The organism is Pseudomonas protegens (assembly GCF_003363755.1).
Classification (GTDB): Bacteria; Pseudomonadota; Gammaproteobacteria; order Pseudomonadales; family Pseudomonadaceae; genus Aquipseudomonas; species Aquipseudomonas danubii.
In genome coordinates, this window is sequence record NZ_CP031396.1 from 6,579,106 (window position 1) to 6,594,384 (window position 15,279).

The following is a 15,279-nucleotide window of genomic DNA, read 5'->3' on the forward strand; positions in this document are numbered from 1 at the left end:
CTGGAGTCTTGTATGTCGTCCTTTGTCGAAATGATCGAAAACATCACCCCCGAGATCTACCAGAGCCTGAAGCTGGCGGTAGAGATCGGTAAATGGTCCGATGGCCGCAAGCTCACCGCCGAGCAGCGCGAGCTGTCGCTGCAGGCGATGATCGCCTGGGAAATGCAGAACCTGCCCGAGGACCAGCGCACCGGCTACATGGGCCCGCAGGAATGCGCCTCGAAGTCGGCGCCGGTGCCGAACATCCTGTTCAAGTCGGATGCCATCCATTGATCGAGATTGGCCGCGGTTCCATCAGCAAAATGTCGGCACGCCTGGACGGGCCGAATGTTCAGTACGCTTTTCGCCTGGGTGACAGCGAGGTGCCAGTCAACCCCCTGATCGGTACCCGGGTGCGCCTGGAATACCTGGGGGCGATCCACTGCACCCACTGCGGGCGCAAGACCAAGACCAGTTTCAGCCAGGGTTACTGCTATCCGTGCATGACCAAGTTGGCCCAGTGCGATATCTGCATCATGAGTCCGGAACGTTGCCACTACGACGCCGGCACCTGCCGCGAGCCGTCCTGGGGCGAGCAGTTCTGCATGACCGATCACGTGGTCTATTTGGCCAACTCATCGGGGATCAAGGTCGGCATCACCCGCGCCACCCAGTTGCCGACCCGCTGGCTCGACCAGGGCGCCAGCCAGGCGCTGCCGATCATGCGCGTGGCGACCCGCCAGCAATCGGGCTTCGTCGAGGATCTGTTGCGCTCCCAGGTGGCGGACAAGACCAACTGGCGTGCCTTGCTCAAGGGCGATGCCCAGGCGGTGGACCTGGTGGCGGTGCGCGAGCAACTGTTTGAATCCTGCGCCGAGGGCCTGTTGGCCCTGCAGGAGCGTTTCGGCCTGCAGGCGATTCAGACGGTGACCGATATCGAGCCCCTGGAGATCCGTTATCCGGTCGAGCAGTACCCGGCCAAGATCGTCAGCTTCAACCTGGACAAGAACCCGATTGCCGAAGGCACGCTGCTGGGGATCAAGGGCCAGTACCTGATCTTCGACACCGGCGTGATCAACATTCGTAAGTACACGGCCTACCAGCTCGCCGTGCATCAGTAGAAGGAATTCGCCATGCGCACCGATCAACCGAAGATGATCTACCTGAAGGACTATCAGGCCCCCGAGTACCTGATCGACGAGACCCACCTGACCTTCGAGTTGTTCGAGGACCACAGCCTGGTCCATGCGCAGCTGGTGATGCGTCGCAATCCGGCCCGAGGCGCCGGGCTGCCGCCGCTGGTGCTGGATGGCCAGCAGCTGGAGCTGCTATCGGTGAGCCTCGCCGATCAGCCGCTGAGTGCTGACGACTACCAGCTGGACGACAGCCACCTGACCCTGCACCCCACCAGCGCCAGCTTCACCCTGGACACCAGCGTGAAGATCCACCCGGAAAGCAATACCGCCCTGGAAGGCCTGTACAAGTCCAGTGGCATGTTCTGCACCCAGTGCGAAGCCGAGGGCTTTCGCAAGATCACCTATTACCTCGACCGCCCGGATGTGATGAGCAAGTTCACCACCACCGTGGTGGCCGAGCAGCACCGCTACCCGGTGCTGCTGTCCAACGGTAACCCGATTGCCAGCGGCCCCGGTGAAGACGGCCGGCACTGGGCGACCTGGGAAGACCCGTTCATGAAACCCGCCTACCTGTTCGCCCTGGTGGCCGGCGACCTGTGGTGCGTGGAAGACAGCTTCCGCACCCAGAGCGGCCGCGATGTGGCGCTGCGCATCTATGTCGAGCCGGAAAACATCGACAAGTGCCAGCACGCCATGAACAGCCTGAAAAAGTCCATGCGCTGGGACGAAGAGACCTACGGCCGTGAATACGACCTGGACATCTTCATGATCGTTGCGGTCAACGACTTCAACATGGGCGCCATGGAAAACAAGGGCCTGAACATCTTCAACTCCAGCGCCGTGCTGGCCCGTGCCGAAACCGCCACCGACGCCGCCCACCAGCGGGTCGAGGCCATCGTTGCCCACGAATACTTCCACAACTGGTCGGGCAACCGCGTGACCTGCCGCGACTGGTTCCAGCTCTCGCTCAAGGAAGGCTTCACGGTGTTCCGCGATGCCGGTTTCTCCTCGGACATGAACTCGCGCACCGTCAAGCGCATTCAGGACGTGGCCTACCTGCGCACCCACCAGTTCGCCGAAGACGCCGGCCCCATGGCCCATGCCGTGCGCCCGGAAAGCTTTATCGAGATTTCCAACTTCTACACCCTGACCGTGTACGAAAAGGGTTCGGAAGTGGTGGGCATGATCCACACCTTGCTCGGGGCTGAAGGTTTCCGTAAGGGCAGTGACCTGTACTTCGAGCGCCATGACGGTCAGGCCGTGACCTGTGACGACTTCGTCAAGGCCATGGAAGATGCCAATGGCGTCGATCTGACCCAGTTCAAACGCTGGTACAGCCAGGCTGGTACGCCACGGCTGGCGGTCAGCGAGTCCTACGACGCCGCCGCCAAGACCTACAGCCTGACCTTCCGCCAGAGCTGCCCGCAGACCCCGGACAAGGTGGAGAAACTGCCGTTCGTGATCCCGGTGGAGCTGGGCCTGCTGGACTCGAAAGGGGCGGGCATGGCCCTGCGCCTGTCCGGCGAAAACGCCGCCCAGGGAACTTCCCGGGTGATCTCGGTGACCGAGGCCGAGCAGACCTTCACCTTCGTCGACATCACCGAACAGCCGCTGCCTTCGCTGCTGCGGGGCTTCTCGGCGCCGGTGAAGCTGAGCTTCCCCTACAACCGCGACCAGCTGATGTTCCTCATGCAGCACGACAGCGACGGTTTCAACCGTTGGGACGCCGGCCAGCAGTTGGCCGTGCAAGTGCTGCAAGAACTGATTGCCCAGCATCAGCAGGGGCAGGCGCTGGTGATGGACGAGCGTCTGGTGACCGCCCTGGGCACCGTGCTGGCGGATGACAGCCTGGACCAGGCCATGGTCGCGGAAATGCTGTCCCTGCCGGGCGAGGCCTATCTGACCGAGATCAGCGAAGTGGCGGATGTCGAGGCGATCCATGCAGCGCGCGAGTTTGCTCGCCAGCAACTGGCTGACAGCCTGTTCGATGCGTTGTGGAAGCGTTACCAGACCAACCGGTCAGTGTCCAAGGCCACGGCCTACGTGGCCGAGTCCGAGCATTTCGCCCGTCGCGCACTGCAGAACATTGCCCTGTCATACCTGATGCTCACCCACAAGCCCGAAGTGCTGGCGGCGGCCATCGAGCAGTTCGACAGCGCCGACAACATGACCGAGCGCCTCACCGCCCTGGCGGTGCTGGTCAACTCGCCGTTCGAGGCCGAGAAGGCCCAGGCTCTGGCAGTGTTCGCCGAGAACTTCAAGGACAACGCCCTGGTCATGGACCAGTGGTTCAGCGTCCAGGCCGGCAGCCCGTTGTCGGGTGGCCTGGAGCGGGTCAAGGCGCTGATGCAGCACCCGGCGTTCAACCTCAAGAACCCGAACAAGGTGCGGGCGTTGGTGGGGGCGTTTGCCGGGCAGAACCTGATCAACTTCCATGCGGCGGATGGTTCGGGTTATCGCTTCCTGGCGGATCTGGTGATCCAGCTCAACGGCTTCAACCCGCAGATTGCCTCGCGGCAACTGGCACCACTGACTCGCTGGCGCAAATACGACAGCGCCCGCCAGGCGCTGATGAAGGGCGAACTGGAGCGCATCCGTGCCTCCGGCGAGCTGTCCAGCGACGTGTTCGAAGTGGTCAGCAAAAGCCTCGCCTGACGGCGGCAGCGGCTACACCTGTAGCCGCTGCTGAGCCTGCGAAGCTGCGCCAAGGTCCGCAGGACCTTGCTTGGCTATCGCTGTCATACCTCTGTCGGTCTTGAGACCGATGCGTCCCTGCGACGCAGTGCCGCCCAGACCGTTCGCAGTCTGCGGCAGCGGCTACAGGGGGGGCAGTGCGCTGCTCAAGTCGCGGTGATAGTTCTGCGCGCCAATGGCGTGCAGGATGCCCACGCGCTCAAGCTTGGCATGCACCTTCAGGTTGGCTTCGCACAGTTTCACCACGATCCCGCGCTTGTGCAGCTGACCTATCACTTCCTCCAGGGTCTGCAGCCCAGTGATATCCATGAACGGCACATGCTTGAGGCGGATGATCAGCAGCCTGGGATCGCTATGGGTCTGGGCCAGGGCCCGTTCAAAGGTTTCGGCAGCGCCAAAGAACAGGGGGCCTTCGATGGTATAGATCAGCACCCCGGCAGGCAGGTGCCCGCGTCCTTTGCCGCGCAATTCGTTCTCCAGATCCTCCCCCACCACCTGCTGCACCTCCACCGAGGAGGCCATGCGCCGCAGAAAATGCAGCATCGCCAGGATCACCCCGATGTTCACCGCAATCACCAGATCACTGAACACCGTCAACACAAAGGTGCACAGCAGGATTGCCACATCCGCCCGGGGCGCGCGCTGCACCATGCGCTTGAAGTGGTGCAGCTCACTCATGTTGTAGGCCACCACGAACAGGATCGCCGCCAGGGCGCACAACGGGATATTGGCCGCCAGCGGCGCGAGAAACAGGATGATCAGCACCAGCACCACGGCGTGGGTGATGCCGGCCAGCGGGCTGCTGCCGCCGTTGCGGATGTTGGTGGCGGTGCGAGCAATGGCACCGGTGGCGGCGAACCCGCCAAACAGCGGCGTGGCCAGGTTGGCGATGCCCTGGCCGATCAGCTCCTGGTTGGAGTTGTGGCGGGTGCCAGCCATGCCGTCGGCCACCACCGCCGACAACAGCGATTCGATGGCTCCGAGCATGGCGATGGCGAAGGCCGGTCCTATCAGGTCGAGTATCCGTGGCAGGCTGATCTCGGGCAGTTGCAGGGTCGGCAAGCCCTGGGGAATGCCGCCAAAGGCACTGCCGATGGTGGCCACGCCCTGGAACTGGAACAGTGACTGCAAGGCGGTGGCCAGGACCATGGCCACCAGCGGCGCCGGCAGGCGCTTGAGCGCGGGGATCTTGGGTACCCACAACAGCAGCGTCAGGCTGAGCAAGGCCAGCAGGGTGGTGGCCAGATGCAGTTCGGGCAGGGCTTGCAGCAGGTGCCAGAGCTTCTGGTGGAAGTGTTCGCCCTGGACGGCGGGCAGGCCGAAAAAGTCTTTCCACTGGCTGACCCAGATGATCACCCCGATCCCGGCGGTGAAGCCGAGAATCACCGGGTCGGGGATGAATTTGATCAGGGCGCCCAGGCGGCTGATGCCCAGCAGGAACAGGATGATCCCGGCCATCATGGTCGCCAGTTGCAGGCCGTCGACCCCGTATTTGGCGGTGACCCCGGCGAGAATCACGATAAAGGCCCCGGTGGGGCCGGCGATCTGCAAGCGACTGCCGCCGAACAGCGACACCAGCAGGCCACCGACGATGGCGGTGTAGATGCCCTGTTCCGGCTTGACCCCGGAGGCGATGGCAAACGCCATGGCCAGGGGCAGCGCCACCACGCCGACAATCACCCCGGCCACCAGGTTGCGGGCCCAGTGCCGGGGACCGAGCAAGCCAGCCTTCCACGCCTCGCGTATGGCAATCATGCGTCACTCCTGAAGGTCATCGGGCTCGCCACCCACGCAGCTCATCATAGTCAACACTGGGTAGCAGCGGCTTATGCCCTGGATCAGCCTTTGGTCGTGTACCGGCGCTACACGCCGACAGGTCGCGCAAACCTCAGCTAGATTGACAAGCTTTTCGTACCGGTATCAACGCTTCCTCGCCTGCTGCAGAGGAGCATCGATCAGCCCAGCGAATGCCCGAGCATTCAGGGGCCTGGCCAGACGCGGTGATTAACAAAAGATAACGTGGCGTTGATTGTCAGACCTTTCCAAAGCCCGATAGGATAGCCCGCAGCTGAAGGGGCTCTAGAGTGCAGGTTTCAGGACGATCTTCACGGTCGGTCCAGGCATCGAAAACCCCTGAAGGCGCCCTGAGAGGTCAAATGACCTGACAATAATAATGGGGGAATGGTCTATGAGTGAGCCTGTCATGGGTGTAGTTGTTGGCCGCCCGCCGGCGCTGCGCACGTTCGCATTGCTGGCTACAGCGCTCTCGCTGTTGGGTGTCGTGACGCTGTCGACACCGGTCCTGGCCGCTGCCACCGCAGCGGATACTGTCTATTCCATCGAATCGCCCAAGGCGGCGAAAAGCCTGATGCTCGATGTGGTCCACGCCGGCAAGCGCCTGGTGGCCGTGGGCGACCGCGGGCACATTCTCTATTCCGACGATCAGGGAGCGTCCTGGGTGCAGGCCAAGGTGCCCACCCGGCAACTGCTGACCGCGGTGTATTTTGTCGATGACCAGCACGGCTGGGCGGTGGGCCACGATGCCCAGGTCCTGGCCAGCACCGATGGCGGTGTCACCTGGAGTCGGCAGTTCCAGGACCTCAAGCGTGAAGCGCCCTTGCTCGATGTCTGGTTCAAGGACACCCGCAACGGCTACGCCGTCGGTGCCTATGGCGCCTTGCTGGAAACCACCGACGGTGGCCAGCACTGGGAAGACGTCAGCGATCGCTTGGACAACGAAGACCAGTTCCACCTCAACGCCATTGCCCAGGTCAAGGATTCCGGACTGTTCATCGTCGGCGAGCAGGGCAGCCTGTTCCGCTCCGCCGATGACGGGCAGACCTGGGAACGCCTCGAAGGTCCCTATGAAGGCTCGCTGTTCGGCGTGATCGCTACCGGCCAGCCGGCGACCCTGCTGGTGTTCGGCCTGCGGGGCAATCTCTATCGTTCCACGGATTTCGGCAACACCTGGGAGCAGGTGGAGTTGAACGCTGCCCGTGGCGCCCTGGAGTTCGGCCTGTCGGGTGCTACCTTGCTGGACGACGGCTCGCTGGTGATCGTCGGCAACGGCGGCAGCGTGATCCGCAGTACCGACCACGGCCAGACCTTCAGCGTATTCAACCGTGCGGACCGCCTCTCGCTGTCGGCGGTGACCGCTGCCGGCAATGGCAAGCTGATCCTGGCCGGGCAGGGCGGGGTGCGGATCTCTGCGGCAACCGGCGCTGACGTCGGCAAATAAGCCGGGCACATAATAAGAAGGTGGGGAATTCCATGAGCAGTCATCACCAGGACAAGGCGAACTTTCTCGAACGCCTGATTTTCAACAACCGCCCGGCAGTGATCTTCATTTGCCTCTTGGTCAGCGCTTTTCTGTTCTGGCAGGCGACCCTGATTCGGCCTTCCACCAGTTTCGAAAAGATGATCCCGCTCAAGCACCCGTTCATCGAGCGGATGATGGAGCACCGCAACGACCTGGCCAACCTGGGCAACACCGTGCGTATCTCGGTGGCAGCCCGCGACGGCGACATCTTCACCCAGGAGTACATGGAGACCCTGCGGCAGATCAACGACGAGGTGTTCTACATCTCTGGCGTCGACCGCTCCGGGCTCAAGTCGCTGTGGAGCCCCAGCGTGCGCTGGACCGAGGTGACCGAAGAGGGTTTCGCCGGTGGCGAGGTGATTCCCCAGAGCTATAACGGCTCGCCCGAAAGCCTCGACCAGTTGCGCAACAACGTCCTCAAGTCCGGCCAGGTCGGGCGCCTGGTGGCCAACGATTTCAAATCCAGCATCGTCGACATCCCGTTGCTGGAGTCCTACCCGGACCCTCAGGACCAGGGCAAGCTGCTGGCCCTGGACTACCAGAAGTTCTCCCATCAGCTGGAAGAAAAGATCCGCGACAAGTTCGAAGCGCAGAACCCCAATGTGAAGATCCACATTGTCGGCTTCGCCAAGAAGGTCGGCGACCTGATCGATGGCCTGATCATGGTGGTGATGTTCTTCGGCGTGGCCTTCATCATCACCTTGGTGCTGCTGTACTGGTTCACCTGGTGCATCCGCAGCACCATCGCGGTGCTGATCACTACTCTGGTGGCGGTGGTCTGGCAGTTGGGGCTGATGCATGCCTTCGGCTTTGGCCTGGACCCGTACTCGATGCTGGTGCCGTTCCTGATCTTCGCCATCGGCATCTCCCACGGGGTGCAGAAGATCAACGGTATCGCCCTGCAGTCCAGTGACGCCGACAACGCCCTGACCGCGGCGCGGCGGACCTTCCGCCAACTGTTCCTGCCGGGGATGATCGCCATTCTCGCCGACGCCGTGGGCTTCATCACCTTGCTGATCATCGATATCGGGGTGATCCGCGAGCTGGCCATCGGTGCCTCCATCGGTGTGGCGGTGATCGTGTTCACCAACCTGATCCTGCTGCCAGTGGCGATTTCCTACGTCGGCATCAGCAAGCGCGCCATCGAACGCAGCAAGAAGGATGCCTCCCGCGAGCATCCGTTCTGGCGCCTGCTGTCGAATTTTGCCAGCCCCAAAGTGGCGCCGGTCTCCATTGCCCTGGCCCTGGTGGCCTTTGGCGGCGGCCTCTGGTACAGCCAGAACCTGAAGATCGGCGACCTCGACCAGGGCGCGCCGGAGCTGCGTCCCGACTCGCGCTACAACAAGGACAACAACTTCATCATCAGCAACTACTCCACCAGCTCCGACGTGCTGGTGGTGATGGTCAAGACCGCGGCCGAAGGCTGTTCGCGCTATGAAGCCATGGCCCCCATCGATGAGTTGATGTGGAAGATGCAGAACACCGAGGGCGTGCAGTCGGCGATCTCCCTGGTGACCGTGTCCAAGCAGATGATCAAGGGCATGAACGAGGGCAACCTGAAATGGGAAACCCTGTCGCGCAACCCCGATGTGCTCAACAACTCCATTGCCCGGGCCGACGGCCTGTACAACAACAATTGCTCCCTGGCGCCGGTGCTGGTGTTCCTCAATGACCACAAGGCCGCGACCCTGGACCGCGCGGTGCATGCGGTGCAGGAATTCGCCGCGCAGCACAACAAGGATGGCCTGGAGTTCATCCTCGCCGCTGGCAACGCCGGGATCGAGGCGGCCACCAACGAGGTGATCAAGGAATCCGAGCTGACCATCCTGATCCTGGTGTACATCTGTGTGGCCGGCATGTGCATGATCACCTTCCGCTCCTGGGCGGCGACCCTGTGCATCGTCCTGCCGCTGGTGCTGACCTCGGTGCTGGGCAACGCGTTGATGGCCTTCATGGGCATCGGCGTCAAGGTCGCGACCTTGCCGGTGGTGGCGCTGGGGGTGGGCATCGGGGTCGACTACGGCATCTATATCTACAGCCGTCTGGAAAGCTTCCTGCGTGCCGGACTGCCGTTGCAGGAGGCCTACTACCAGACCCTGCGTTCCACCGGCAAGGCGGTGCTGTTCACCGGCCTGTGCCTGGCCATCGGCGTGTGCACCTGGATCTTCTCGGCGATCAAGTTCCAGGCCGACATGGGCCTGATGCTGACCTTCATGCTGCTGTGGAACATGTTCGGTGCCCTGTGGCTGCTGCCGGCCCTGGCGCGGTTCCTGATCAAGCCGGAGAAGCTGGCGGGGCAGAAGGGCAACTCGCTGTTCGCTCACTGATCCAGGCGTTTTGAACACCAAGCCGCGCCCTCGGGTGCGGCTTTTTCATGCCTGCTTCCAGGGCATGAACAGGCTGGCGCCGCAGGGCATGGCCAGACCCCTTCGACAGTGGCCGCAGGCCACACCGGCGGCGAGTGATGACGGGGCGCAATACGGGCCCGATCCTTGGGCGCCGATCAGCTATGATTGCGCCTTTCCAATTGATGATTGATTGCTATGACCGCTGCTACCGACACCTTGCTCACCGCCCTTGAAGCCTGCGACATGCTGGAAATCGACGGCCTGCACGCCTTCGACTTCACCCTCGACGAGCAGCGCCTGCTGATCGAGTGCATGGATGGCCGTGCCGCCAAGCGCTGGAGCTTTACCCTGGCCCAGGTGCAGGCCGCGACTTTTGATCAGGCGCTGCAGAGCTGGACCCTGGTCGCTGATTCCGGCGAGCACCGCCTGGTGTGCATGAGCGCGTTCAGTGCCCGCGACGAAGAGGAGAGTGAGCATGAAGATGCGTAATTTCTGGCCGCTGTTGATGGCCGGCAGCGTTGGTGCCATGGCGGTCCAGGCCGCGCCGGCACAGACCCAGGAACTGCTGGTGGGTTCCTACACCCAAGGGCAGAGCCAGGGCCTGTATCGCCTGCGTTTCAACGAGGGGACCGGGCGGATCGATGCCAAGCCGTTGCAGGTGGTGAAGAGCTCCAACCCGTCCTGGCTGACCCTGTCCAAGGACCAGAAATTCGTCTTTGTGGTGAATGAAAACAGCCCGGGGCAGGTTGACCCCATCGGTCGTGTCAGCAGCTACAGTCTGGCGCCCAAGACCCATCAACTGAACCTGATCAACCAGGTGCAGAGCCAGGGCAACGAGCCCACTCACTCCAGCCTGAGCGCCGACGGCAACTACCTGTTCGTCAGCAACTATTCGGTGGACGTGGACCCGGGCGGCAGCCTGGCGGTGGTGCCGGTCAGCGATGACGGTCATCTGTCGCCGGTGGTGCAGCTCACCAGCCATCCGGGCAGCCGGGTCGATCCCGAGCGCCAGCAGTCGGCCCACGTGCATTCGTCGGTGTCGTCCCCGGACGGCCGGTTCGTGTTCGCCAACGACCTGGGGGCAGACAAGATCTTTGTCTACCGCTACGACCCCAAGGCCAATCCGGAGCACCCGCTGACGCCCGCCGAACCGGCCTTTGTCCAGTTGCCCCCAGGCAGCGGCCCGCGCCACTTGCTGTTCAGTGCCGATGGCAAGCGTGCCTACCTGACCCTGGAGATGAGCGCCCAGGTGGCGGTCTTTGACTATCAGGACGGCAAGCTGACCCAGCGTCAGTTGCTGGATCTGGCGGCCAATGGCTCCAAGGAGAAAAAGGCCGCGGCGGCCCTGCATGCCTCCAAGGACGGCCAGTACCTGTATGTCAGTAACCGTGGCACGGCCAACCAGTTGCTGGTGTTCGCCATCGACCCGAGCAATGGCCAGCTCAAGGAGATCCAGCGACGTTCCGTGGAAGGCGATCACCCGCGGGAGTTCAGCCTCGATCCGAGCAATCGCTACGTGCTGATCGGCAACCAGAAAAGCAATGAAATCGTGGTGATCGAACGTGACGCCAAGACCGGTTTCCTCGGCAAGACGGTGCAGAAACTGCCCTTCGAAGCCCCCAGCGACATCAAGTTCCTGGTGCGTCAATAAGCCGCAGGCCCCGTGTTGCGGGGCCTGACTGCTTCTATCAATCACGCTGATAATAGCTACTGCCGCAAAGCATTTTTTCCCGCCAACCCTCGGGAGTAAGTTTGCTCTACAGCCCACACGGGCAAGCAAGCCAACTGAATCCGAGGGTTATACCGATGAATTTCAATCTCTTCTCCGTGATTGCAGCCTCCGCCATTTCCGCCAGCGTGGCCCTGCCAGCCAGCGCCAACGTGGAAATCAGCCGCAAGACATCCTCCACCAACACCTACACCCAGAAGTACCTGCAACAAAGCGCCAACTTCTACGCCGCCCTGGATCACAAGAGCCACGGCTGATCGGCTAGCGTTACGCCTGCGCTGGCTAGCCACCTGGCATGTCCAGCGCGATATCTAGGTTGCCCCGTAGCCACTGAGTTCCCCACACGATTTGCGCCCAAGCCGGCATGGCTTGCCGACCTTGCGATCGACAAGGTCTGCTGCATGTCATAGGGGAGGGCGCAAGGGGAAGGTTTGCTCAGGCCTGGCTGATGTCCAGCAATCGAGGCATGGCAATCGCCAGATAATCCTGCGTATCAAGCACCATCGATGCATCCAGCCGCCCCGCGTTGAAGGCTATTTCTGCATAGCCTGTGGTCAAGGCCGGATCGACGATCAATTGAATCCGCTCATCGAAAACAAAAGGAGGGATGGCGCCGATCCGGCACCCGGTCAGTTCCATGGCGGTTTCGGCCTTCACCAGCTCGGCTTTTTTCCCGCCCAGGGCCGCTCCGACTTTCTTCATGTCCAGCTTCTGGTCGCCCGGCAGTATCACCAGGGCATAGGGTCCGGGCTGCCCCTTGAGGGAGCAAAGCATGGCCTTCGCGCCTTGGCCGGGCTCGGTGCCACGGATTTCGGCGACGCGCGCCGACTGGCCCTCGGCATCGTGCATCAACACCCGGTAGGAGGCTGAGCGGGCATCGAGTAGTGCCACGAGGCGATCGAACATCGGATGCATGTAGTTTTCCTCTGGTTTACAGGAGCATGTCGTAGGACAGTTTGCTGATCAGAATCACCAGCAACACCAGGAATAGCGCCCGGACAAAGGGCACGCCCTTATGAACGGCCAGCCAGGTGCCAGTGAGCGCGCCCAGGATGTTGAATGCCGCCATGGGGATGGCGATCAGGTAGAGCACGTTACCCGTTGGGATGAAGAACATGAGTGCCGCTACATTGGTCGCGATGTTCACCAGCTTGGCCGATGCCGAGGCATGCAGAAAGTCGAAGGCGAAGCAGCGGATAAACAGGAAGATCAGGAAGCTGCCAGTGCCGGGACCGAACAGGCCATCATAGAAACCGATGGCGCCGCCGATGACGATCGCCAGCAGTTTTTCCTTGGTACCGATGCGCATGGGTTTGTGCAGGGCGCCGAAATCTTTCTTCCAGAAGGTGTAGATCGCCATCAGTACAATCAACACCAGCACCGCCGGCCGGATCATCGACTGAGGTACGAACGACACCGTGGCGGCTCCGAAGAAAGCCATGACAAAGGCCGCGCAGGCGGCGGGGATCACAAGCCCCCAGTTGATCACCACCTTGCGCACGAAGGATCGGGCCGCGAAGGCAGTGCCGCAGGCGGCCGCGACCTTGTTGGTGCCCAGCAGCGCCGCCGGTTGAGCGGTGGGAAGCACGTTGAATAGCGCGGGAATCTGGATCAGTCCGCCACCGCCCACCGCCGCATCGATCAGGCCGGCGGCGAAGGCGAACACGCAAAGGATGACAATATCGACCATGAAATCAGGCTCTGCCTATGTAGGGTTGATGAGGGGCCAGCGGCACTACGCGTGCCGGATCATTGACCCCGAAGACCCGCAACATCCAGCGATCACGGCCGTCGTAACGGGGGGTAAAACCATCTCGGGCATGCAGGGTTTGCTGGTTCTTGAAGATCAGCATGTCCCCTGGTTGCAGCAGTATGTGGTGCACGACATCGGGATGATTGGCGGCGGCAGCGAACAGTTGGAGGGCAAACTGCGCATTGGCGCAGGTCGCTTCGACACTCGCTTTGTTGTAGCGGCAATACAGGCCATCGGTTGCGCTTCTGTACAGCAAGGGGACGTTTTCCAGCACATTCCCCTGTTTGCCGAAGGAGGCCGGTCGGCGAACAGTGAAGTTCGGTCGTAACAATTCCTCTTCGACACAGGCCGGCAGAATGGCCAGCACCTCGTCAATTGCGACGATGCGCGTCGGCACATCAAGCTCGCAGCGCAGGCCGGTCAGGGACAGGTACTCCGGACAGGCCGACAACTGCGAGACGGGTTCGCAGGTCAAAGGCAGGTGAGGGTTGTCAACGTGCATGCCCAGGTCAGCGCGCGAGCCATAGGAACTCTTTTCGGTCTCTCGCTTGTGCTTGGGCGAAACGTGACGGAACACGGTGTCGTCGCTTTCACCCTCGTAGGCCACTGGGCGGGTTTGCAGGGTTTGCAGCACGGACAAGATAGCCCCGGCCAGCGTCGATAGGTTCTCGATACCCGGCTCCAGGTCATAGGGCGTGGCCGGCAGTTGCGGGTCCAGCGGCAGCCCCCTCACGATCATCGCCACGTCACGGGCCTGTGGAAAATTGCGTAGCTGCTGGATTTTCTCCGGGCACAGGGCACTTTCCAGCAGCCGCCCCAGGGCCGGCATGTGGCGGATACCCGAGGCGCTATCGGTCACGTCCAGCGCTGCCAGACCGGCCTGAAGTGTGCGTTGTTCTTCGAGCGACAGATGAATTTGCGGTATCTCCCGTCGGATCGAAGTCACTGATTTTTCTGCCAGCCATTCATGAGTGACTTCATCAACACAAGCTGCGGCTTTACCGATTACTTCATCCAGCTTTGACACGTCCTTGCGCTCCTGTTTGCCCCATCCTTGTGGGTTGAGCGGGAAGGTTAACGGAAGGGCCTTTTTTTGTGTTGCAATGCCGCGTTGTGAAAAATGCAATGAGGTGGACAGTGGCATTGAATATGTTGGGGGAACTTGAAGCCTTCGCGACCGTGGCTCGCAAGCGCAGCTTCGTCGCCGCGGCACGGACGCTGGGGCGCTCCCCCAGCGCGCTGACCCGTGCCGTTCAAGCCCTGGAGGAAAGTGTGGGGCTCAAGTTGTTCAATCGCTCGTCCAATGCCGTGAGCTTGACCGAAGCGGGTGAATGCCTGTTGCCCCACGCGTACAAAATGCTCGACCTGCAACGTGAGGTGGATGAAGACCTGTCCGGTCTCAGCGGCCTGGCCTCCGGCTGGATCCGTTTTTCCGCCCCCGAGTTTCTCGGACAAGGGGTATTGCCCCGGCTGATCGCGCAATACTGCGAGCGTTATCCAGACGTTAATATCGATGTGATTTTCACCGATGAGATCATCGATCCGGCCAAGAGCAAGCTGGACTTCTCGATTCGCGGCGCGTTTCCACAATCCAGCGACCTGATCGGCTTTGCGCTCTGGAGTTACTCACGTTATCTGTACGCCAGCCCCGGCTACCTGGAGCGCAACGGCATGCCCGAGTCCATCGAGGCACTGGAGGCGCATTCGCTGATCCTGCATACGGCGCCACGGATTCTCAAGGAGTGGAATTTTCGCAGTGAGGAGCAGGCCATCAGCTTTCGGGTTCATCCCAAATTTCGTTTCAGCTCCGGTCTGGCGGTATTCCAGGCAGCCCTGGCGGGCGTCGGGATCGCCCGCTTGGCGGATTGGATGGCGGAGCCCGAAGTGGCAGCGGGGCGCCTGATCCGGGTTTGTCCTGAGTACAAACTCACCTCCAGCAGCGGTGAGAGCCCACAGATGCACGCGGTGTACCCGGCCGGAAATTTGCCGCTGCGGGTGAAGGCATTGCTGGAGATGATCCGCGACTTAGGTGAAAGCCTCGAATGTAAACGCGGCTCAGCACAAATTATGCTTGGCAGTGGCACATAGCCATGTGTTTAAATTTGACGCTGAATTATTGACTCTTTCCCGAGCAAGGATCGAAAGCGTGCTGACGCGTCTGGCTGTGGTTCTGCTGTTGCTCTATTCCACCCCCATCCTGTCTTCTGCCCAGCCTGTGGAAGGCGAGCCAGAGACCTCTCGCGAGCGTTTGACCAGCCTGTTGCAGGACTGACGTTCGAGGTTGGATTGAGCGTGGCAATCAAGCAAGGAACGGGTCCCGG

The 15,279-nt window shown here is 61.8% G+C and carries 14 protein-coding genes; 10 read left to right on the forward strand and 4 right to left on the reverse strand.

Going from position 1 to position 15,279, the window contains the following annotated elements:
- Window positions 1-12 precede the first annotated feature (12 nt).
- Genes DWF74_RS29935 through pepN form a run of 3 tightly spaced genes read left to right on the forward strand, consistent with a single transcriptional unit; the run spans window position 13 to window position 3,770 of the window.
- Window positions 13-273 carry a YeaC family protein gene (locus DWF74_RS29935; protein WP_011061566.1) on the forward strand — a complete coding sequence of 87 codons (261 nt, stop codon included), beginning with the start codon at window positions 13-15 and terminating at the stop codon, window positions 271-273.
- Window positions 270-1,100, forward strand: a complete 831-nt coding sequence (locus DWF74_RS29940; protein ID WP_115582362.1) for a DUF2797 domain-containing protein — start codon at window positions 270-272, stop codon at window positions 1,098-1,100. The genes DWF74_RS29935 and DWF74_RS29940 overlap by 4 nt, the downstream gene beginning before the upstream one ends.
- A gap of 12 nt (window positions 1,101-1,112) precedes the next feature.
- Complete coding sequence (gene pepN / locus DWF74_RS29945) at window positions 1,113-3,770, forward strand: aminopeptidase N (protein ID WP_115582363.1); 2,658 nt, start codon at window positions 1,113-1,115, stop codon at window positions 3,768-3,770.
- A 162-nt stretch (window positions 3,771-3,932) separates the two neighbouring features.
- On the opposite strand, the gene DWF74_RS29950 is transcribed toward pepN, so the two are convergent.
- Window positions 3,933-5,564, reverse strand: coding sequence for a SulP family inorganic anion transporter (locus tag DWF74_RS29950; protein WP_115582364.1), 1,632 nt, complete (start codon window positions 5,562-5,564; stop codon window positions 3,933-3,935).
- Between the two features lie 433 nt (window positions 5,565-5,997).
- Here DWF74_RS29950 and DWF74_RS29955 point away from each other — a divergent pair, with 433 nt between their 5' ends.
- From DWF74_RS29955 to DWF74_RS29975, 5 genes are all read left to right on the forward strand, one after another.
- Complete coding sequence (locus DWF74_RS29955; RefSeq protein WP_102865214.1) at window positions 5,998-7,047, forward strand: WD40/YVTN/BNR-like repeat-containing protein; 1,050 nt, start codon at window positions 5,998-6,000, stop codon at window positions 7,045-7,047.
- A 32-nt stretch (window positions 7,048-7,079) separates the two neighbouring features.
- On the forward strand, window positions 7,080-9,455 hold the full coding sequence (locus DWF74_RS29960) for an efflux RND transporter permease subunit (protein WP_115582365.1): 2,376 nt from the start codon (window positions 7,080-7,082) through the stop codon (window positions 9,453-9,455).
- A 216-nt stretch (window positions 9,456-9,671) separates the two neighbouring features.
- Window positions 9,672-9,965: a DUF5629 family protein gene (locus DWF74_RS29965; RefSeq protein WP_102865212.1), complete on the forward strand. Its 294-nt coding sequence runs from the start codon at window positions 9,672-9,674 to the stop codon at window positions 9,963-9,965.
- Window positions 9,952-11,127, forward strand: a complete 1,176-nt coding sequence (locus tag DWF74_RS29970; protein WP_115582366.1) for a lactonase family protein — start codon at window positions 9,952-9,954, stop codon at window positions 11,125-11,127. Before DWF74_RS29965 ends, DWF74_RS29970 begins: the two co-directional genes overlap by 14 nt.
- Window positions 11,128-11,282: 155 nt before the next feature.
- Window positions 11,283-11,462 carry a hypothetical protein gene (locus tag DWF74_RS29975; protein WP_102865210.1) on the forward strand — a complete coding sequence of 60 codons (180 nt, stop codon included), beginning with the start codon at window positions 11,283-11,285 and terminating at the stop codon, window positions 11,460-11,462.
- 178 nt (window positions 11,463-11,640) lie between these two features.
- Here DWF74_RS29975 and DWF74_RS29980 read toward each other — a convergent pair whose 3' ends face one another.
- The 3 genes from DWF74_RS29980 to DWF74_RS29990 are packed head-to-tail and all read right to left on the reverse strand — an operon-like array spanning window position 11,641 to window position 14,102.
- On the reverse strand, window positions 11,641-12,120 hold the full coding sequence (locus DWF74_RS29980) for a YbaK/prolyl-tRNA synthetase associated domain-containing protein (RefSeq protein WP_080963096.1): 480 nt from the start codon (window positions 12,118-12,120) through the stop codon (window positions 11,641-11,643).
- Between the two features lie 16 nt (window positions 12,121-12,136).
- Complete coding sequence (locus DWF74_RS29985; RefSeq protein WP_102865209.1) at window positions 12,137-12,895, reverse strand: sulfite exporter TauE/SafE family protein; 759 nt, start codon at window positions 12,893-12,895, stop codon at window positions 12,137-12,139.
- Window positions 12,896-12,899: 4 nt separating this feature from the next.
- Complete coding sequence (locus DWF74_RS29990) at window positions 12,900-14,102, reverse strand: TauD/TfdA family dioxygenase (RefSeq protein ID WP_240321987.1); 1,203 nt, start codon at window positions 14,100-14,102, stop codon at window positions 12,900-12,902.
- On the opposite strand from DWF74_RS29990, the gene DWF74_RS29995 reads away from it, so the two are divergent.
- Together DWF74_RS29995 and DWF74_RS30845 are read left to right on the forward strand one after the other, a co-directional pair.
- Entirely contained in the window at window positions 14,096-15,046 is a 951-nt protein-coding gene (locus DWF74_RS29995) for a LysR family transcriptional regulator (protein WP_102865207.1), read from the forward strand. The two genes, DWF74_RS29990 and DWF74_RS29995, sit on opposite strands and share 7 nt — an antisense overlap.
- Window positions 15,047-15,104: 58 nt before the next feature.
- Window positions 15,105-15,230 (forward strand): hypothetical protein, encoded by a 126-nt coding sequence (locus DWF74_RS30845; protein ID WP_016965043.1) that lies wholly within the window; start codon window positions 15,105-15,107, stop codon window positions 15,228-15,230.
- Window positions 15,231-15,279: the final 49 nt, after the last annotated feature.